The following is a 19,311-nucleotide window of genomic DNA, read 5'->3' as shown; positions in this document are numbered from 1 at the left end:
CTCATCCGCTCCTTCGTACTCCACGTGGTCACATGGGGCGTGCGGCGGGGCGGACAGCCGCGCGGCGCCGGGCACGGCGCCGCGTATCGATCCCCCCGTGGTCACTCAAGGCCGTCAGGCCGATCCTGCCCCCTCGCGCGGGGCCGGGAACGGCAGTACGGCCACTGTTACGTTGTCGTGGCCCCCTCCGTCCAGGGCGTGCGTCAGCAGACGGCGTGCGCACTCCAGCGGCCGGGTGCGGGCGTCGGGCGGCACGACGGCCGCCATGTGCTCGGCGGACTCCGCGTAGTTCCACAGGCCGTCGGTGCAGACGATCACCACGCCCGGCCGGTCGGGGTGGTACGAGGCGGTGTGCGGCTCGACCTCGTAGGCGTCCGCGCCCAGCCAGCCGGTGATCGCGTGGGCGCGCTCGTCCGCGTACGCCTCGGCCTCCGACATCAGCCCGGCGGCCACCATCTGGGCCGCCCAGGAGTCGTCCTCGGTCAGCCGGGCGGGCTGGGTGGCGCGGTCGTCGGGCACCCAGTAGGCGCGGCTGTCGCCGACCCAGCCGACCGTCAGCAGGTCGCCGGTGACGATGGCGCTGACGATGGTGCAGGCGGGGGCGTTCTCCTGGCGGTAGTGCTCGTGTTCGCGCGGCCGGGGGGCGGGGGCGGCCGCCAGGCCGGCGACGGCCTCGGCGGCCAGGACGATCGCCCGGTGGGTGGCCTCCCTGGGGGGCGCGCCCCGCTCCAGGTCCTCGACCAGGGCGGCGTGCGCCGCGGCGCAGGCGGCGGCCGACGCCTCGTCGGGCCGCGAGGCGGACGACACGCCGTCGCTGACGACCGCGACGACGGTCCGGCCGCCGGCCAGGTCGGTGGTGGACACGGCGTACGCGTCCTCGTTGCGGTGGTGGCGCAGGCCGCGGTCGGTGACCGCCGCGACGCCTGCCGACTCGTGCTCCATGTGATCCCGTTCGCGCGGTTGTGCATGCCCGCAGTGTTCGCAGTACCCGTCTTTGTCGATCATGCCCGACCGGCAGGCCGCACAGGCTCCGCCGGGGGTCGCGCCGTGCGCCGGCTGGGTGGGCACCCCACCGGCCGGCGGGGCGAGGCGGTAGTCGTCCGCCCCTCGTACCACCGGCGTGTCAGGCTGCCGCCACCCGTCGGCCCGCGCCCTCCCGGGCGCGGCCGGCACCGCCGAGAGGTCCGCGCCGCAGCCTCCGCAGAAGTTGTCGGCCGGCTCCAGCGGCTCGTGACAGACGGGACACGCCGTCAGTTGTGGGGGCAGTTGCGACATCGATCACACCCATGTCCTGGGGCGGTAACGGTTGGCCCGCTCCACCAGTTCGATCCGTTCCTCACCGCGCTGGGCCAGGCGGGCGAGCACGCGGTACGAGCGTTCCAGCCCGAACCGCAGGTCCTGCTCGTCGAGGCCGCTGCCGAGCAGGCGCGCCGGCCCCGGCGCGGCTCCGCCGCCGGCGGCCGCGCCCTGACGGCCCGACAGCACCCAGTCCAGCGCGGCGCCCAGCACCTCGGACGACAGCTGCTCGCGCCGCACCGCGTCCAGGCCGAAGTCCGCCAGCCGCTCCACCTGCCCGGCGGCCGCGCCGAGGTCCGCCAGCAGCGCGTCCCGCGCGGAGCGCTGCCGCAGCCGCGCCCGGACCGCCGCGACGCGCGCCGCCGTGTAGTGGATGGAGGCCTCCGGCACGGACTCCAGGGCGGCGACCGCCCCGGCCCGGTCACCGGCGGCCAGCCGCACCCGGGCCAGCGCGAAGGCGGCGCCCACGAAGCCCGGGTCGGTCGCCCACACCAGACGGTAGTACTCGGCGGCGTTGTCGAGCTGGCCGAGGAGCTCCGCGCACACCCCCAGCGCCAGCTTCGGGGCCGGCTCGCCGGGGAAGGCGTCGTAGACGGCGTCGAAGGAGAGCGCCGCCGTCCCGTGGGCGCCGACCACCAGAGAGTGCACGCCGCGGTGCCAGACGGTGCGCCAGTCCTCGGGGTGGGCGGCCTCCAGGGCGTCCAGGGCCGCTCCCGCCGGGCCGTCCTCGCCGAGTTCCAGCTGGGCCCGTACCCGGCGCAGCCGCAGCTCCGGAGAGTCCGCGGGCGCCGCCCGCAGCGCGGCGTACAGCTCGGCGGGCTGGGAGGCGAGCAGGCCGGCCAGGAAGCCGGCGTTGGGGTCGGAGCCGTCGACGAGGGGCGGCGGCAGGGCGAGGGCGGTGGCCCGGGCGTCCAGCGGCTCGACGGCGGGCACCGAGGGCCCGGCGCCCTGCGCGGGGATCACGGCCGGGCCGGGGGCCCGCCGGCCCGTCGGCCGCTCGCCGAGCAGCGAGACCTCCCCGGTCCAAGGCGCGAACAGGCGGGTGTCCACCACCCGAGGCTCCGGCCCGAACAGCGTGGACACCGCCGGCCGGGGCGTGCCCGTCTGCAGCGCCACGATCTCCCGCAGGACGCCCGTCAGCTGCTCGGCCATCTCGTCGGCGGAGGAGAACCGGCGCGCCGGGTCCGGGTCGGTGGCCCGCACGAGCAGCCGGTAGAAGGACTCGTAGCGGGTGAGGACGTCGATGTTCTCCGGGTCGGGCAGGCCGTCGGCGAAGACGGTGGTGTAGCCCTGGAAGTCGAAGGTGAGCACGGCGAGGGTGCGCGCCACGGTGTAGAGGTCGGAGGCCACCGACGGGCCCAGCTCGGCGACCTCCGGGGCCTGGTAGCCGACCGTGCCGTAGATGGGGCTGTCGTGGTCGTCCATCCGCCGGACCGCGCCCATGTCGATCAGCTTGAGCCGGTCCTGCTGCTGGATGGCGTTGTCGACCTTGAAGTCGCAGTAGAGGAGGTTGCGGCTGTGCAGGTGGGCCAGCGCCTCCAGCGCCTCGATGCCGTACGCGCAGGCCTGCTCCACCGGCAGCGGGTCGCGCCGGCCGTCGGGCCGGCGCCGCTCGTTGGCGATCTCCTTGAGGGACTTGCCGCCGACGTACTCCATGACGATGTAGCCGTCGAGGCTGCCGGTGCGCTGGTCGAGGTGCTCGACGAAGTTGTAGATGCGGACGATGTTGGAGTGCTCGATCTCCGCGAGGAAGCGCCGCTCGGAGACGGCCGCGGCCAGCGCGTCCTCGTCGCCGGTGTCGAGCAGGCCCTTGAGGACCACCCACCGGTCGGAGACCGCGCGGTCGATGGCCAGGTAGATCCACCCCAGCCCGCCGTGCGCCAGACATCCGGCGACCTCGTACTGGCCGCGCACCACGTCGCCCGGGTGCAGCTTGGGTACGAAGGAGTAGGGGTGGCCGCACTTGGTGCAGAAGCCCTCCGTGCGCCCCGGGCGCCCGGCGCGCGAGCGCCCCACGGGGACGCCGCAGTCGCCCCTGCTGCAGAACCGCTTGCGCTCGGGCACCTCCGGCCGCTCGAGCACCGCGGCGCGGGGGTCGGGGCGCGGCAGGCCCGGCATCGTGACCAGGCCGGCGCCCAGCCGGTTGCGCCCGGGGCCGGAGCCTCCCGTCTGCCGGCTGCGCACCGAGACCGAGGGGGGCCCGCCGGCCTCCGTCCGTCCGGAGCCCGCGGACAGGGAACGGGAGAGCCGGCCGGGCACCGACCGGCGCGAGGAGGCGGACCGCGAGGACGACCGGGAGGACCCGCGTGATGACCCCGACGATCCGGACGACCCCGATGAACCCGACGCCCCCGACGACGACCCGGCGGAGGGCGCGCTTCCAGCGCTCCCGCCGCTCCCCGCGCTCCCCTCGCTCCCCTGCGCGGAACTGCCCCGTCCGCCCGCCCGGGTGACCCCCGTGGGAGGCGAGGAGATCTGCCCGCCGGGCGAGACCACCGGTGCCAGCCCGCACTCGCCGCAGTACAGCTCGCCGCCGCCGACGTCCTCGTAGAGGCCGCCGCAGTCCGGCCGCTGGCAGCTGGTGCCCGTCATGATTCCCCCCTGCCCTCGGCGGCCCCGGGAACGGCCGAACGGGCGGGCGGGGCCGCCGCCTCCGCCACGGCCCGCTGGAAGCGCAGCACGGCGCCCTCGGCGGCCACCAGATCGCACGGCGCGCTCCACAGCATGCGGCGCGCCACGTCGTACCGCTCGAGGACGAAGTGGTCCTCCGCCAGCCCCAGCCGGGCCGCCTTGGCGCGGTACGCGTCCAGCCGGCCACGCAGCTCGGCCCGTACGGCCAGCGGGGCGGTCACCGCCGTCAGCGACTCGCGGGCGCGCAGCAGCTCCTCCTCGGCGCGCTGCTCCAGGCTCTCCAGCAGCGGGGACAGGCGGTGCCACCGGGCGGCCTTACGGTGCTCGGAGGCCATCGCCAGCTGCTCGTAGAGCGCGGTCGGCGGCCCGGAGACGGCGGGCACCTCGGACGCGGCGATCTTCGACAGGACCTCGACGCGGGCCTGCCGGGCCTCGCCGAGGGTGCGGTCCGCGCGCGAGAGGACGTCGCGCACGCGCATCAGCCGCTGCTCGGCGTCCTGGCGGACGTCGAGCACGGCCTCGATCTCGCGGCGTACGTCCTCCAGGGCGAGGGCGGCGCGGTCGTAGCGGCCGGTGTCGGGGCGGCCCCCGCCGGGCGCGGTTCCGGCCGGGGCGCCGGTCCAGAAGGCGAGCGGATCGGATATCACTTCGGACCGCAGCGCGGTCAGTTCCGCGGCGATCCGCTCCAGGTCGTCGCCGGCGGGGTGGTCGCCGGGGCGCACGCCCACGGAGTGGGCCAGGGCGCGGCTGCGCTGCAGTTCGGCGGCGAGCAGGTCGATGCGGGCGGGCAGCGCGGACCAGACGGCGTCGGCGGCGACCACCACGTCCAGGGCGCGGGCGTACCAGCTGTTCATCCGGTCGACCAGCTCGTGCAGGCTGAGCCGTTCGCTGAGCTTGGCGGAGGCTCCCAGCAGCACGGCCGTGGCCGCCGGCGGGCCGGCGGGCAGGGTGATCCCGGTGCCGCGCAGCAGGTCCGTCAGCTCCGACAGCTCGCCCTGGGTGGGCCAGCGGCGGCGGGCGCGCAGCTCACGGGCCGCCTCCAGCGCGTCGGTATAGGCGTCGAAGTACACCCACAGCTGCGTGATGAGCGCCTCGGTGACCTCCCACCGGTCCTTGGTCACCCCGGCCAGCTCCGCGCCCTCCAGCAGGCGACGGCCGGCATGGTCCTGGAGGGCCAGCAGCGAGGACTCCACGGCCTCGTGCTCCGCGCCGAGTCTCGCCAGCGCACGGTCCACCTCCTCGCGGCTCAAGGCCGGCCCGGTGGGCCCCGCGACCGCCATCGATCCCCTCTCCTGTGCGCGGCCCACGCCACGCACGAACGCTGTGAACGGGATTCCCCGTCCGTGCCGGTACGTCGTCGGTCCCCAGTCCCTGTAGGTCAATCCTCGTACGTCGGTCCGTGTACGTCGCTTCTCGTGCTTCGGTTCTCCTGCGTCAGTCCTTGTACTTCGGTTCCGGAGGGGCGGTGATCCCCTTGAGGTCGGCCGCCAGCCACTTGCGGTAGGCCACCATCCACGGGCTCTCGGCGCCGCCCCGGCGGTAGTCCTCCAGAACCGCGTTGACCCGGCGTACCAGGTCCTGGTCGCCCAGGTTCATCGCCACGCCGTAGGACTCGGTGGTGAACGGTTTGCCGACGAGTCGCACGGACGGGTCCTGGGCCGCCTGTCCGGCGGCCAGCGCGCTGTCGGTGATCACCGCGTCGACCTGTCCGAGCTGGAGCCGCACCAGGCAGTCGAGCTGGTTGGGCACGGTCAGCACCGTGGCGCCGTGCGACTCGGCGCGCAGCTCGCTCTCGCCCGTGGATCCCTTGGCCGTACAGACTTTCTTCCCCTTCAGGCTGTCGTCGAACGCCGTGACCGGTGACCCCTTGGGGGCCAGCACCTGCTGCCCGGCCTCGAAGTAGGCCGTGGAGAAGGCGACTTGCTTGATCCGGTCGCAGTTGATGGTCATGGTGCGCGCGATGATGTCCACCTTGCCCTTTTCCAGCGCGGGTATGCGTTGGTTGGTGGGGATCGCCAGAAAGGTGACCTTGTCGGGGTCGCCGAGGACGGCCTTGGCCACGGCGCGCACGAGGTCGATGTCGAAGCCGCTGAGCTCACGGGTGGCGGGGTCGCGGTAGCCCCAGCGGTAGCTGTTCTGGTCCACGCCGGCGATGAGCCGGCCGCGGCTCTTGATGCGCTGCACCGCCGGGCCGTCGGCGATGGAGGGCCGCAGGCTCGCCTCCGGGTCGGCGCACTTGGCCGGCGCGCGCACCGCCACCTGGCGCACGGAAGCGGCGGCGGGCGCCCGGCCCCCGGCGTCGCGCGGGGCGGCGGGCGGCAGCGCGGCGAGCGCCGCGGCCATCGCACAGGCCGCGGCGGCGACCGCCGCCCACCGCCCGCCGGTCCGTCCGCTCATGGTCCAGCCTCCCCCTGTCACCGGTACTCCGAGAGCCTGCGCCCGATGCCCAGCACAGCGGCCGCGGCACCCAGCACGGCGAGCACGGCGGCCCCCGCCGCCAGCCCCGTCAGCGCCCCGCGGCCGTCGTCGGCGGCCGACCGGAACTCGCCCTGCTCATGGGCCAGCGCCTGGCCCAGTTCCCTGTCCACCCGGTCGAACGATTCGCCGGTGCTGTCCTTCTCGCCGATCACCTTCGGCAGCGCGCGTTCGTAGTAGCCGCCGTCGTCGGCGGCGCGGGCCTCGCGGTGCCGCTGCTGCCACTGGCGTACGTCCTCGATCGCCTTGACCAGCGGCTCCCGCCCGCCGTCGCCGTCGGCCAGCGCCCGCGCCCGGCCCAGCAGGCTGTCCGGCGCCGGGGCGCCGGACGCCGGCGTGTCCTTGGCGTCCGCCCCCACGAGCCGGCCCATTCCCGAGCGGTAGCTCGACTCGTAGGCGTCGCCGCCCTCGGGGGTGAGCACGGCGCCGCGCGCCACGAGGGTCAGGCTCTCGTCGCCGCGGGCCTGGAGCGAGGCGATGCGGGCCTCGTTGAGCACGCGCAGGGACTTGGCGCCGTGCTCGTAGGAGGTGGTCAGGCCCGACCGCGCCAGGGCGTGCCCGGTCACCAGCCACAGCAGCACCACCGCGCAGGCGGCGGTAGCGGCCAGCAGGCCGTGGTTGAAGACGCGGTTGGTGCGGTGGTAGTCGCGGCGCTGGGCCCAGCCGAGCGCGCCCAGGGCCAGCACGCCGGTGGCCAGCGCGACCCAGGGCCAGGACTCGGCGTCGTCGTAGTCGGAGCCGAGCCGTCCGGTCTCGGCCTCGTACAGCGCGCGGGCGGCGGGCAGCAGGTCGTCGCGCATCCGGTCGCCGGCGTGCCGCAGATAGGCGCCGCCCAGGGGCAGACCCTGGCGGTTGTTGGCGCGGGCCGACTCCACCAGGCCGGTGTAGACGGGAAGTTGGGCGTTGAGCAGGGCTATCTGGCGCGCCGCGCCGTGCGAACCCTCGGTGTTGGCGGCCGCCTTGACCAGCAGCTCGGAGGCGAGCGCGATGTCCTTCTCGTACCGCTCGCGGACCGCGCGCGGTTCCTGGCCGCCGGCGAGGAAGCCGCCGGCCGCGGCGGTGTCGGCGTCGGCCAGGGAGCGGTAGATGTCGGCGGCGTCGGCGCTCAGCGGCTGGCTGTGGTCGACGACGGCGTCCGAGGCCGTGGTCCGGTCGGTGACCTGCCAGGCGGTGACCGCCCCGAAGGCCACCAGCAGCGCCGCCAGCACGGCCCCGATGATGCGCAGTCTGCCGGGCTCCGTGGTGGCCGAGGCCTTCAGACGGTCCAGACCCTCGCGCCACGCTGTGCGCCGGGTGCCCGGATCCGGCTGCGGTTGTGACACGTGACCTCCCCCTTGGTCGCCGGCGGCGTCCGTCGCTCCGAGAGCCGCGAGGGACGGATGCCCGGCCAGCAGTATGGCCGCAGGGACTGACAAACACACCGGTCATGCATCGATCTTGTGCGGACCGGGATATTCCCCGGATTCCCCGGTGTGTCCGTGTCGGCCTTCTCCTGTGTCCACGCGTGGGGTGGCTGTTCGGTTCCCGTACGAGTGGACCGAGTGGACCAAGGGGGCGCGGCCGGACAGTCCCGGAGAAATGCCGTGGGGGCGGCGGGCCGGGGCCCGCCGCCCCCACGGGCGGCCGTACGAGAGGGAATCTCAGCTGTCGTACGTGTAGAACTTCGTGTGGTCCAGCATGTCGGCCGGGGTGACGTTGTTCCAGGGGCGCATGGTGTCGTTGAGGTCCACGACATTGGCCGTGCCGGCGGCCGGAAGGTACGTCGAGGTGGGGTGCAGACGCTGCCAGTCGGCCCACAGCTTGTCGATGAAGCAGTGGTGCAGCCAGAAGACGGGGTCGTTGGGCGAGACGCCGGAGGCCATCTGGCCGCCGATCCATACATGGACGCGGTTGTGGAGGTTGACGCCGCGCCAGCCCTCGAGGTTGTTGCGGAAGCCGTTGGAGGAGCTGTTCCAGGGGGCCATGTCGTAGGTGGCCATGGCGAGCACGGAGTCCACCTCGGCGCGGGTGGGCAGCGCCCGGACGCCCGCGCCCAGCTCGCGCTGGAGGAAGGGCCGGCTGTCCACCGAGACGTTGATGTTCCACTGGCCGGTGGAGTAGGCGAACGGGCCGGTGGTGACCTGGGAGTCACGGCTGCGGCCGGTGCCGCCGAGGAAGTCGGCCCCGAATATGGAGGCGGTCGTGGTGCGGTCGGCGGTCCAGTCCCAATAGGGGAGCGTCACCGAAGAATCGATTCTCTGCAGCTCCTGCTCGAACTGGAGGAGGAAGCGGCGGTGCCAGGGCAGGAACGACGGCGAGCGGTGGCCGACGCGGTCGCCGGAGTCGGAGTCGCTCATGATGAACTCGTTGTGCGTGCGCACGAATTCGTCGTAGCGACCGTTCTTCTTCAGCGCCAGCACGGCGTTGACGAAGTTGCGCTTCTCGGTGGCGGTCAGGGTCGCCTGGTTCTTGCGTACTGCCATGGGGATCGTGTCCTCTCGGGTCGGGGCGGGGTGGCCGGCAGCGGCCGGAATCAGGCGGTGGCGATCGGGACGAGCACGGCGCCCTGGAGCTTGTCGACGGCGGCGCGGGTCAGCGCCAGCGGGTCGGCGAAGGTCTGGTAGTGGTTGACGACGCTGATCCAGGTGCCGTCGGCGTTCTGCATGACGTGCAGTTCCTTGCCGTCGATGGTCACGGCGAAGCCGCCGTGGTGGGCCTGGTGGCCACCGGTGGCGGGGGCGCCGACGATGCGGCGGCCCTTGTACGTCTCGTCGAACGCCTGCGGGCCGTGACCGGCGTGGTCGCCGTGGCCGGAGTGGTCCATGGGCTTCGCGCCGGTCTCGGCGGTCGCGATGCCGGCCACGCCGGCCAGTGCGGCGCCGGCCACGGCGACGGCCGTGCCCCGGAGGACGAAGCGGCGGGTGACGGTCTTGGACATGGGTGTCCCCCCTCGGGATGCGGATGGTCGGGAGCAGGGGTTGCCACGAGGCCGCCGAGTACCGTTTTGGGGTGATTTCGGGGGCTGTTGGTCGTATTTCGTGATCAATCCGTGCGTGCCCGGATGCTTGCATGCGGCCGGAGAGGGGGAGAAACGGTTGCTCTGAATACGGACATTGGGGTACATGAATGGTCAACCAATGTCAGAAGAGAAATTTCTGAGGCGTCCCGTTGCTGACGTGATTGTCAGTAAGTTCGGTGAACAGGACGGGTCATTGATGGAGGATTTGCGGTCACCCGGGCCTCTCGGTGACGTCTCTCACGATGTGAAGATGACGTGAACAGACCGCACACCATGGAATCCGGCCACGCTGAGGCGGATCGCTACGCCGGATCCCACGGCACACGCGGGCCGCGGCACAAGGGGCGTCCTAGCCGTAGTGGGCGCGCAGCCTGCCGTACGCCGCGGCCGGCGCCCCGGCGCCGTCGAGGGCCAGCAGCGCCGCGCCCAGCACGGGCGGCGCGGTGACCACGCCCGGCACGGCCCGGGGCGCCCGCGCGGCCAGCCGCGCGACGACCCGCTCGTGGAGCAGCGGGTGGCGCGCCGCGAGCACGCCGCCGCCCAGCACCACCGGAACCTCGGCGTCCAGCAGGTCCAGCCGGCGCAGCGCGCTCACCGCCATGGCGACGACCTCGTCGGCCTGCCGGACCACCAGCGACCGGGCGATCGCGTCCCCGGCCGAGGCCACCGCGAAGAGGACGGGCGCCAGTTCGTGCCGCCGCTCCCAGTCGATGTGCCCCAGGTGCAGGGCCTCGACGAGCTCCGGCACTCCGGCCAGCCCGAAGTGGGCGGGCAGGGCCTCGCTGAGCGCGGTGGCCTCGCCGCGGCCGTCCGCCGCCCGCGCCGCCCACCACAGCGCCTCCTCCGCCAGGACCCCGCCGCCGCCCCAGTCGCCGGAGATCCGCCCGACCGCCAGGAAGCGCGCGGTCCGCCCGCCCGGCGCGATCCCCGAGCAGTTGATGCCCGCCCCGCACACGACGGCCACCCCCGCCCGCTCGCCCGCGTCCGGCAGCCCCGCGCGCAGCAGGGCGAAGGTGTCGTTGGCGACCGTGACCGTACGACCCCACCCGTACGCCGCGATCTCCGCGGCCAGCCGCTCCTCCTCCACCGGCAGGTCGGCGTTGGCCAGGCACGCCTGGACATGGGCCACCCGGCTCGGGGCACGGGGCCCGGCCCGCTCGACCGCCCGTGCGACCACGGCCGCCAGGCCGGCCACCGCCCGTGCGGCGCCCTCCGTCACCGGCTGGAAGCCGGCGCCGCGCGCCGCGCCGAGCACCGTGCCGTCGGCGTCCACCAGCACCACGTCGGTCTTGCTGTTGCCCGCGTCGACGGCGAGCAGCGCACCGCTCACGCCCACGCGAGGTGCTCCCGGTTGTGGGCGAGGAGGGCGTCGGTCAGCCGGTCCGCGGAGTCGCTCTGGCCGACGAGCGGATGGGCCAGCAGGGCCCGGAACACCCGGTCCCGGCCGCCCTTGAGCGCCGCCTCCAGCGCCAGGTGCTCGTATGCCGTCACCCCCGCGACCAGCCCCGCGAACAGCGGCTCCAGCGGTCGTACGGGCAGCGGGCGCGCGCCCTGCCCGTCCACGGCCGCCGGTACCTCGACGACCGCGTCGTCGGGCAGGAAGGGCAGGGTGCCGTTGTTGAGCGTGTTGACCACCTGGACGTCGCCGGTGCCCGACAGTAGCGAGGATGTCAGCGCGACCGCCGCCTCCGAGTAGAAGGCGCCGCCCCGCTTCGCCAGCAGCGCCGGCTTCTCGTCCAGCGCCGGATCGCGGTACATCGCCAGCAGTTCCCGTTCCATGTCCGCCACTTCGGCCGCCCGCGAGGGCCGGGTCCGCAGCTCCTCGACGACGGCGTCGTGCCGGTAGAAGTAGCGCAGGTAGTAGGAGGGCACGACCCCCAGCCGGTCCAGCAGCTCGCGCGGCATGCGCAGGTCGGCCGCGATGGCCTCGCCGTGCTCGGCCAGCAGCCGGGGCAGGACGTCCCGGCCGTCCACGCGCACGGACCGCTCCCAGGTGAGGTGGTTCAGGCCCACGTGCCCCAGCGTCACCTCCCGGGGATCCACGCCGAGCAGGGCCGCGAACTTCCGCTGGAAGCCGATGGCCACGTTGCACAGCCCGACCGCGCGGTGCCCGGCCGTCAGCAGGGCGCGGGTGACGATCCCGACGGGGTTGGTGAAGTCGACGATCCAGGCGGCGGGGTTGCGGCGGCGCACCCGCTCGGCGATGTCCAGCACGACGGGGACGGTGCGCAGCGCCTTCGCCAGGCCGCCCGCGCCCGTGGTCTCCTGCCCGACGCAGCCGCACTCCAGGGGCCAGGTCTCGTCCTGGTGGCGGGCCGCCTGGCCGCCCACGCGCAGCTGCAGCAGCACGGCGTCGGCGCCGTCGGCGGCCGCGTCCAGGTCGGCGGTCCAGGAGACGCGGGCCGGGTGGTCCTGCCGGGCGAGGATCCGCCGGGCCAGCGCGCCCACCGGCTCCAGGCGCCCGGTGTCCGGGTCGACGAGCACCAGCTCCGTCACCGGCAGCGTGGCGCGCAACCGGGCGATGCCGTCGACGAGTTCGGGGGTGTAGGTGGAGCCGCCCCCCACCACTGCGAGCTTCAACCCTTGACTCCTGTCGGTGTGACGCCTTCGACGAAGCGTGGCATGGCGGTACTTCCTTCGGGCCGAGGATGCGGGGAAGTGACGCGATGGGCGTACGGCGGTACTGGACGGAGGACTGCGCTGGGCGTAGGGCTGCGCTGGACGTACGGCGAGGAGCGGGGCGGGCGGCCGGAAGGGGACGTTCAGGCGGTGTCGAAGACGGTGTCGCGGGCGGCGGCCAGCGCGCCGTACAGCGCGCCGGCCAGGACGGGGGAGCCCTCGACGCCGCTCAGCCGCAGCCGCGGCCGGGGCAGCGCCAGCCCGGTCAGCTCGTCCTCGACCAGCTCGCGCAGCCGCTCGCCGCCGGCCCGGCCGACCTCGCCGCCGAGCACCACCAGTTCGGGGTCGACGACGGCGACGATCGCCGCCAGCCCGGTGGCGACGCGTGCGGCGAGCGCGGCGAGGAAGTCCTCGCCCGCGCCTGGGCTGGAGGCCGCGAGGAGCAGGGCCTGGGGGGCCGTCGGGGCGTCGATGCCGTGCTCGCGGGCGAGGCCGAGCACGGCCGCCGAGCCCACGAGCATCTGGAAGCCGCCCCCGCCGTCCGGCCCGGCGGTGGCCTGGGGGCCGCCGCGCGCGAGCGGGGCGCCGGGCAGCGGCATGTAGCCGACCTCGCCCGCGCCGCCGGTCGCGCCGCGCAGCAGTCGCCCGCCGAGGACGATGGCGGCGCCCACGCCCTCGTCGATCCACAGCAGGACGTAGTCGTCGGCGTCGCGGGCCGCGCCGCGGTGGCGCTCGGCGAGGGCGGCGAGGTTGACGTCGTTCTCGATGACGACGGGCGTGCCGAGGAGCGCGGCGAGTTCGGCGCGCAGGGCGGGCGCCTGCCAGCCGGGCAGGTGCGGGGCGTAGCGCAGCGTGCCGGTGCGGGGGTCGAGGGCGCCGGGGGTGCCGATGACCGTGTGCCGCAGGGCGGCCCGGCCGAGCCCGGCGGCGGCCAGGGCGCCGTCCACCGCCTCGGCCACCGGCTCGCACACCCGCTCGTCCGTGGCCGGGGCGGCGACGCGGTGTTCGCCGGTGACGGTGCCGGTGATGTCCGCGACGGCGGCGGTGATGCCCTTCTCGTCGACGGCGAGGCCGGCCACGTGCGCGGCGGTGGGCTCGATCTCGTAGAGCTGGGCGTTGGGCCCGGGGCGGCCGGTGACGTTGCCGGTGACGCGGACCAGGCCGGCGGCCGTCAGCCGGCCGAGCAGCTGGGAGGCGGTGGGCTTGGACAGGCCGGTCAGCTCGCCGAGGCGGGTGCGGGTGAGCGGGCCTTCCTCGAGGAGGAGGTCGAGCGCGGCGCGGTCGTTCATGGCCCGCAGGACGCGGGGCCTCCCGGGGACTCCGGCTCCGGCCATGGCTGTGCACCCGTCTGTCAGGGGTCCGGCAGGGAATTGTAAGGAAAGTTTCCTAATGGCGGAGGGACGCTATTGGGCGCCTCGGCAGGCCGTCAAGAGGGCCGGGACCCGCCCCGCGTGCCGTGGCGCCCGGGTGCCGGCGACCGTAAAAATCAGGCGACGCCCCCCACCCGCCGCTGTTAGCTTCCTGCCACATGGAACAACTCGGTGAAAACGCCATACGCGCCTCCTTCGTGAACTGCTCGAAGGGCGAGGCGCGCAGGATCAGCCTGCCCAAGGGGCTGGCCGAACTTCCCTGGGCGGACCTGGACTTCCTCGGCTGGCGTGACCCGGGTGCGCCGGACCGGGGCTACATCGTCGCCCTGCGGGGCGGCGAACCCGTCGGCGTCACCCTGCGCGTGCCGCAGGGCGGCCCCCGCAGCATGGCCAAGACCACCCTGTGCTCCGTGTGCCTGACCGGCCACGCCGGCTCGGGCGTATCCCTGCTCGCCGCCCGCAAGGTCGGCGCCTCCGGCCGCGACGGCAACACCGTCGGCACCTACATCTGCACGGACCTGGCCTGTTCCCTGTACGTACGGGGCAAGAAGGTTCCGGAGCTGACCATGCGGTACAAGGAGTCGCTCTCGGTGGAGGAGCGCGTGGCCCGGATGACGGGCAACCTCGACGCGTTCCTGGACAAGGTCTTCCAGGTGCAGGGCGCGCCGGTGGGCTGAAACGGCCGACGCCGAGACCCGCGCGGTCGGCGTGCATACGCAAGGGCCCCCTCGCCACATCGGCGGCGAGGGGGCCCTTGCGTCCTGTGCGTCCTGTGCGTCACTTGCCTATGGGAACTCCCGGCGTGACCGGCGGGATCGGTGTCGTCGCCTGGGACTGCGGGGACGTGGGGTTCGCCAGCGCGGACGGGGCCGCGACGGCGGCCGCCGGATCCGCGATGATCACGGTCTCCAGGTCCGGGTCGAGGGGGCGGCCCACGATGCGGATGCCCTCCGCGTCCAGCGCCCGCTTGATGCGCCAGCGCAGCTCGCGCTCCACCCCGACGGCCTTGCCCGGCATGGTCTTCACCGAGACCCGGATGATCACCGAGTCGAGGTAGATCGCGTTCAGGCCGAGCACCTCGACCGGCTCCCACAGCCGCTCGCTCCACGGCTCGGCCTTGCGCATCTCCTCACCGGTCCGGGTGATCACCTCGCGCACCCGGTCCAGGTCCTCGTCCGCGCGCACCTGGACGTCGACGCCCGCGGTCGCCCAGCCCTGGCTGAGGTTGCCGATCCGCTTGACCTCGCCGTTGCGCACGTACCAGATCTCGCCGTCCACGCCGCGCAGCTTGGTCACCCGCAGGCCGACCTCGATCACCTCGCCGGAGGCCACCCCGGCGTCGATCGTGTCGCCGACCCCGTACTGGTCCTCGAGGATCATGAAGACGCCGGAGAGGAAGTCGGTGACCAGATTGCGGGCGCCGAAACCGATGGCGACACCGGCCACACCCGCGCTGGCCAGCAGCGGAGCAAGGTTGATCTTGAGTACGGAGAGGACCGTCAGGGCCGCCGTTCCCATGATCACGAACGAGGCGACGCTGCGCAGCACCGAACCGATGGCCTCCGAGCGCTGCCGCCGCCGCTCGGCGTTGACCAGCAGGCTGCCCAGGGCGGTGCCGTCGACCGCCTGGGCGGTGCGGTTCATCCGCGCTATGAGCTTGGTGATGGCGCGTCGGATCAGGTGCCGCATGGCCACCGCGATCAGCAGGATCAGGATGATGCGCAGGCCGTTGCTGAGCCAGACGGACCAGTTCTGCTCGACCCAGCCCGCGGCGTCGTTCGCCGTGCGTTGGGCCTCGTCCAGGGACGTGGGACGAGGCGTCGAGTCTGCGGCCAGGGCAGCGGACCAGAACACAGCAGGAATCCTCCGGTGTGGGACGGACCCGCGACGAGGAGCGATGCGGGCGATCCACCACACTAACGGGGCAGGCAAGGTGCCCCGTTGTTCTGTTCGATACGGGACCGCTCTTGCGCGGGGATGGCCGTGGTGGGTCCGGCAGTGCTCCCCGGTGTGCTCCAAAACACCTGAGACCCGTTACTCAGTGATGGTGGCGCCGGTGGCGGGGGCCAGGGGACACTTGCAGGAGATCGTCCCGGCGCGAGCCACGCGCCGCCGGCGTACAAGGAGGCACCCGTGCCGCATGTCCTGGTCCTCAACGCGTCGTACGAGCCGCTCGGCGTCGTACCGCTCCGCCGCGCGCTCATACTCGTCCTCAATGAGAAGGCCATCAGCCTCGAGGACTCCGGCGCCTATCTGCACAGCGCGTCCTGCACCGTCCCCGCCCCCAGCGTCGTCAGGCTGAAGCGCTTCGTGCGGGTGCCCTTTCGGGGCCCCGTCCCGCTCACCCGCCGTGCCCTCTTCGCCCGCGACGGCGGGCGCTGCGCCTACTGCGGTGGCGTCGCAACCAGCGTCGACCACGTCGTCCCGCGCAGCCGAGGCGGCCAGCACGCCTGGGAGAACGTGGTCGCGGCGTGCCGTCGCTGCAACCACGTCAAGGCCGACCGGCACGTCGCCGAGCTCGGCTGGCGGCTGCGTCACCAACCCGCGCCGCCGTCCGGCCTGGCCTGGCGGATCATCGGCACGGGCCATAGGGATCCGCGCTGGCTGCCGTACCTGGAAGCCTACGGCGCGGAGGACGCGATGGCCCGGATCGACGGCATCTCCGCCTGAGATCACCGGGCCATCGTCGTCTGCGGGGCGCGTGGTGTCCCGGACGCGGCGATGACCCGGTCTCAGCGCGTCTGCTCGCCCTTTCCGGGCTCGCGCACGGCGTACGCCTCCACCTGCCACAGCGAGTAACCGAAGCGCGTGGCCCGTTTCTCGCCCTGGACGCGCACGAAGCGCGCGTCCGGCGCGTCCATGCGCACGGCCTCCACGCCGCCCTTGCCGTCGGCGACGGCGGCCGCGTCGCGCCAGGTGCGGCCGTCCGGGGAGACCTGGACGCGGTAGCGGGCGGGGTGGGCCTCCTGCCAGTGCAGGACGAGCCGGCCCAGCCGGACCGGGCGGGCCAGCTCCAGCTGCCACCAGGCGTCGTCCCGGGCGGGTGAGGACCAGCGGGTGCGCGGGTCGCCGTCGAGCGCCGCGGAGGCCGGGAAGCGGGAGGTCTCGTCGCCGGAGGAGGTCGCCCGGCCGCCCGGCGCCAGGTCGGGTCCACCGGTCGGCGGAAACGCCCGGACGGTTACGGTCCGCTCCTGTCCGGCGAGGCTGACGGGCACCGCGAACGCCCGGCCCGGGCTCCCGGCCGGCACGGTCAGCTCGATCCGGGCCGTGGTGACGCCCCCGCGCACCGCGGACAGCTCGGCCGGGGCCTTGACCGTCACCCCGTCGGGCACCTTGACGGTGAGCTTCTCGTGCACCGCCTCCGGGCGCTGGTTGATCATCCGGGCCTCGATGACGGCCGGCCTGCCGCCGGTCTCCGCGTCCACCTCGCCCTGCCCGACCTCGAAGACGGCCGTGCGGGTGTCGGCGTACCAGGGGGTGAGCTCGTGCACGGCCGGCGGGGCCGCCGCCGCGTCCCCGCTCCACACCACCCGCAGCGCGTCCGCCCGCAGCCCCTTGCCGGGCACCTGCGTCCAGCCGCCGGCCTCCACGGGCCCCAGCGGCTGCCAGCCCTTGACCGGGTCGTGCGCCTCGACGGTGCCCGCCGGCTGCCGCCCCTGCCCGGGGTCGGTGAGCAGGGTGACGACGGTCAGCGGGTGCGGCTCGGGCAGCCGTACGGACAGCGGTTCGCCGGGCTTCGGGCGGAGGGCGGTGGCCGGGTCGCCGTCGGTGGCCCGGCCCGCCGTGCGCAGCGGCCGGTCCACCCCGGTCCAGCCGTTGGCCCGGACCAGGGCCTGGTCCAGGAAGGGCGTCAGCACGCCCGTGCCCACGGTCACCCGGTCCTGGCCGATCCGCCCGCGCAGCCGCTGGACGTCCAGCTGGGCCCGCCAGGCCCCGGCGCCGTCGCCGCGCGCCTGGGCGGTGAGCATGTCCACGGCCCGCACGCCCGCCTCGCCGTGCCGGGCCAGCTGCTCCAGCCACGGCCGCACCTCCGCGCCGAGGGCGGGGGAGAGCTTCTCGCGCGCCGAGGCCATGGTGCGGAAGGCGGCCCGCAGCTTCTCCGCGGCCCCCTCCAGCCTGCCGGCGTCGGAGCCGGCCAGCGCCGCCCAGAAGTCGTCCAGCAGCGGCCGCAGGTACGCCGACTCCTCGCCGCCCAGCACGGAGGAGGCGTCGTTGCCGGCGAGCGCCCGCAGCGCCTCGCGGGCCTGGCCGTCACCGCCCGCGAGGTCGTCGACGGCGGCCCGCCAGGACTCCTCGGGCCGGTAGCCGCGCGGGTTCCAGGCGTAGTCGGCGGTGGTGAACAGCGGGATGCGGGACGCGGTCGGCTGGGCCGAGGCGTTGGCGAGCAGCGCGGCCGAGCCGGTGGCCACGGCCGGCTCGCGGCCGGTGTAGGGGCCGAGGAAGATACGGTCCTGCGCGAAGTCGTTGACCGGGTAGTTGTCCATGGTCACCAGCGGGTGGCCGAAGGCCGCGCGGGCGTCGGCCAGTTCGCCGCCGGTGATGGTCTTGGGCACCACCCCCACGCCCGTCCACGCCACCTCCACCCGTGGGTCCAGCGCGTCGGCCAGCGCCCTGCGGAAGGCGGTGCGGCCGTCCTGGTAGTACTCGGTGGGCAGCAGCGACAGGGGGGCTGCCGCGTCGCCCTTGGCGGCCAGGTGCCGGGCCAGCTCGCCCGCCACCTTCGCCTGTGCCTTGGCCGCCGCCTTGGGGCCCGATCCGAACGCGTCGGCGTCCGCGTCGCAGTGCCACTCGCTGTAGCTGACGTCCTCGAACTGCAGCTGGAAGGCGCGCACCCCCAGCGCCCACATGGCGTCGACCTTGCGCTTGAGCGCCCGCATGTCCCCGGCCGAGGAGAAGCACATGGCCTGCCCCGGGGAGACCGCCCAGCCCAGCGTCACATGGTTGCGACGGGCCCGCTCGGCCAGCACCCGGAACTCCGCGCGCTGCGTGGCGGGGTAGGGGTCGCGCCAGCGGGCCTGGCGGTAGGGGTCGTCGCCGGGCGCGTAGAGGTAGCGGTTGAGCTTGTTGCGGCCCATGAAGTCCAGCTGGGCCAGCCGCTGCGGCTGGGACCAGGGCCTGCCGTAGAAGCCCTCGGTGACGCCGCGCACCGCCGTGACGGGCCAGTCCCGGATCACCGCGCCCGCGAAGCCGTGCCCGCCGTCCCGCTCCACCACCAGCTGGCGCAGCGTCTGCGCGGCGTGGAAGAGCCCGTCGGTGCCCATGCCCGCCAGCGCCACCGCCGGCCGGCCGCCGGCGGTGCCCGTCGCCAGGCGGTAGCCGCCGCGGGGCAGGTCGGCGATGGGGCCCGCGCCCAGCGACCGCAGGGCGTCCTCGGCCGCCTGCCCGCCCGCGTAGACGATGAGCCCGGCCGGCGGCGGGGTGCCGCCGGGCTGGGCATCGACGACCGTGCGGGCGCCCGCGGTGCGCAGGACCTCGCGCAGCGCCTCGATGGCGTAGGGGTCGGTGCCCTGCTCGGCCATCAGGGTGACCTCGGCACCCACCCGGACGTACGAGCCCTGGGCGCGTGCCGCCTGGGGGCGCGGCCAGACGGGCGGGAGGCCGCCCGTGCTCTCCCGGTCGGGGGCGTCCGCGCCCGGGGCGCCGGCGGCCGGCGAGGGCCCGGGGTCGGCCAGGGCGTCGCCGGCGTTGCCGAGCAGCCCGCCGAGGAGGGCGGCCGCCAGGACGGTGACTCCGGCCCGCCGGGGGCGGCCGGAGGCGGAGGGGAGGACCCGGCCCAGCCGGCCCGTGCCGAGGGTGCGGCCGGGCCGCCGGTCGCCGCCGTCGTGTCCGTAGGACGCGTGTCCGTACGGCTCGTGCCCGCACGCGTCGTGTGCGTACGAGGGGTCGTCGCCCGGGAACCGCACGGCCTTCTCCTTGCCCCTG

Annotated in this window: 15 protein-coding genes and 1 pseudogene; 3 read left to right on the top strand and 13 right to left on the bottom strand. The window is 74.6% G+C overall.

What is annotated here, in order from left to right; all coding sequences use genetic code 11:
* Positions 1-114 precede the first annotated feature (114 nt).
* The 3 genes and pseudogenes from J1792_RS01185 to J1792_RS36150 all read right to left on the bottom strand — a co-directional run.
* Positions 115-1,275: a protein phosphatase 2C domain-containing protein gene (locus tag J1792_RS01185; RefSeq protein WP_086574643.1), complete on the bottom strand. Its 1,161-nt coding sequence runs from the start codon at positions 1,273-1,275 to the stop codon at positions 115-117.
* Positions 1,276-1,278: 3 nt separating this feature from the next.
* Positions 1,279-3,210 carry a serine/threonine protein kinase gene (locus J1792_RS01180; RefSeq protein ID WP_505391852.1) on the bottom strand — a complete coding sequence of 644 codons (1,932 nt, stop codon included), beginning with the start codon at positions 3,208-3,210 and terminating at the stop codon, positions 1,279-1,281.
* A 75-nt stretch (positions 3,211-3,285) separates the two neighbouring features.
* Positions 3,286-3,414: pseudogene (locus tag J1792_RS36150) on the bottom strand (serine/threonine protein kinase); the annotation flags it as partial.
* Between the two features lies 1 nt (position 3,415).
* Here J1792_RS36150 and J1792_RS36075 point away from each other — a divergent pair.
* Positions 3,416-3,847: a hypothetical protein gene (locus tag J1792_RS36075; protein WP_425444548.1), complete on the top strand. Its 432-nt coding sequence runs from the start codon at positions 3,416-3,418 to the stop codon at positions 3,845-3,847.
* 37 nt (positions 3,848-3,884) lie between these two features.
* On the opposite strand, the gene J1792_RS01175 is transcribed toward J1792_RS36075, so the two are convergent.
* From J1792_RS01175 to J1792_RS01140, 8 genes are all read right to left on the bottom strand, one after another.
* A complete protein-coding gene (locus tag J1792_RS01175) occupies positions 3,885-5,207 on the bottom strand; it encodes a coiled-coil domain-containing protein (protein WP_086574639.1) in 1,323 nt (440 codons plus the stop codon).
* A gap of 154 nt (positions 5,208-5,361) precedes the next feature.
* Entirely contained in the window at positions 5,362-6,324 is a 963-nt protein-coding gene (locus tag J1792_RS01170) for a glutamate ABC transporter substrate-binding protein (protein ID WP_086574637.1), read from the bottom strand.
* Between the two features lie 17 nt (positions 6,325-6,341).
* Positions 6,342-7,724, bottom strand: a complete 1,383-nt coding sequence (locus tag J1792_RS01165) for a GlnX family signal transduction membrane protein (protein WP_086574635.1) — start codon at positions 7,722-7,724, stop codon at positions 6,342-6,344.
* Positions 7,725-8,042: 318 nt separating this feature from the next.
* Entirely contained in the window at positions 8,043-8,864 is an 822-nt protein-coding gene (gene melC2, locus J1792_RS01160) for a tyrosinase MelC2 (protein WP_086574633.1), read from the bottom strand.
* A gap of 50 nt (positions 8,865-8,914) precedes the next feature.
* On the bottom strand, positions 8,915-9,319 hold the full coding sequence (gene melC1 / locus J1792_RS01155; protein ID WP_086574632.1) for an apotyrosinase chaperone MelC1: 405 nt from the start codon (positions 9,317-9,319) through the stop codon (positions 8,915-8,917).
* A 430-nt stretch (positions 9,320-9,749) separates the two neighbouring features.
* Positions 9,750-10,736 (bottom strand): N-acetylglucosamine kinase, encoded by a 987-nt coding sequence (locus tag J1792_RS01150; RefSeq protein ID WP_207246477.1) that lies wholly within the window; start codon positions 10,734-10,736, stop codon positions 9,750-9,752.
* Positions 10,727-11,980 carry a 6-phospho-beta-glucosidase gene (locus J1792_RS01145; RefSeq protein WP_207246475.1) on the bottom strand — a complete coding sequence of 418 codons (1,254 nt, stop codon included), beginning with the start codon at positions 11,978-11,980 and terminating at the stop codon, positions 10,727-10,729. Before J1792_RS01145 ends, J1792_RS01150 begins: the two co-directional genes overlap by 10 nt.
* 182 nt (positions 11,981-12,162) lie before the next feature.
* Positions 12,163-13,308 carry an ROK family transcriptional regulator gene (locus J1792_RS01140; RefSeq protein ID WP_207246473.1) on the bottom strand — a complete coding sequence of 382 codons (1,146 nt, stop codon included), beginning with the start codon at positions 13,306-13,308 and terminating at the stop codon, positions 12,163-12,165.
* A 239-nt stretch (positions 13,309-13,547) separates the two neighbouring features.
* Between J1792_RS01140 and J1792_RS01135 the strand changes: the two genes are divergently transcribed.
* Entirely contained in the window at positions 13,548-14,066 is a 519-nt protein-coding gene (locus tag J1792_RS01135) for an FBP domain-containing protein (protein WP_086570880.1), read from the top strand.
* Positions 14,067-14,166: 100 nt separating this feature from the next.
* On the opposite strand, the gene J1792_RS01130 is transcribed toward J1792_RS01135, so the two are convergent.
* The gene (locus J1792_RS01130; protein ID WP_086570882.1) at positions 14,167-15,243 is read right to left on the bottom strand and encodes a mechanosensitive ion channel family protein; all 1,077 of its coding nucleotides are present in this window, start codon (positions 15,241-15,243) and stop codon (positions 14,167-14,169) included.
* A gap of 279 nt (positions 15,244-15,522) precedes the next feature.
* On the opposite strand from J1792_RS01130, the gene J1792_RS01125 reads away from it, so the two are divergent.
* Positions 15,523-16,059, top strand: a complete 537-nt coding sequence (locus tag J1792_RS01125) for an HNH endonuclease (RefSeq protein ID WP_086570884.1) — start codon at positions 15,523-15,525, stop codon at positions 16,057-16,059.
* A gap of 62 nt (positions 16,060-16,121) precedes the next feature.
* On the opposite strand, the gene J1792_RS01120 is transcribed toward J1792_RS01125, so the two are convergent.
* On the bottom strand, positions 16,122-19,292 hold the full coding sequence (locus tag J1792_RS01120; protein ID WP_372446054.1) for a glycoside hydrolase family 84 protein: 3,171 nt from the start codon (positions 19,290-19,292) through the stop codon (positions 16,122-16,124).
* Between the last annotated feature and the right edge of the window lie 19 nt (positions 19,293-19,311).

This window comes from Streptomyces triculaminicus (assembly GCF_017349075.1).
Taxonomy (GTDB): domain Bacteria; phylum Actinomycetota; class Actinomycetes; order Streptomycetales; family Streptomycetaceae; genus Streptomyces; species Streptomyces triculaminicus.
This window is presented reverse-complemented; position numbering and strand designations above follow the sequence as displayed.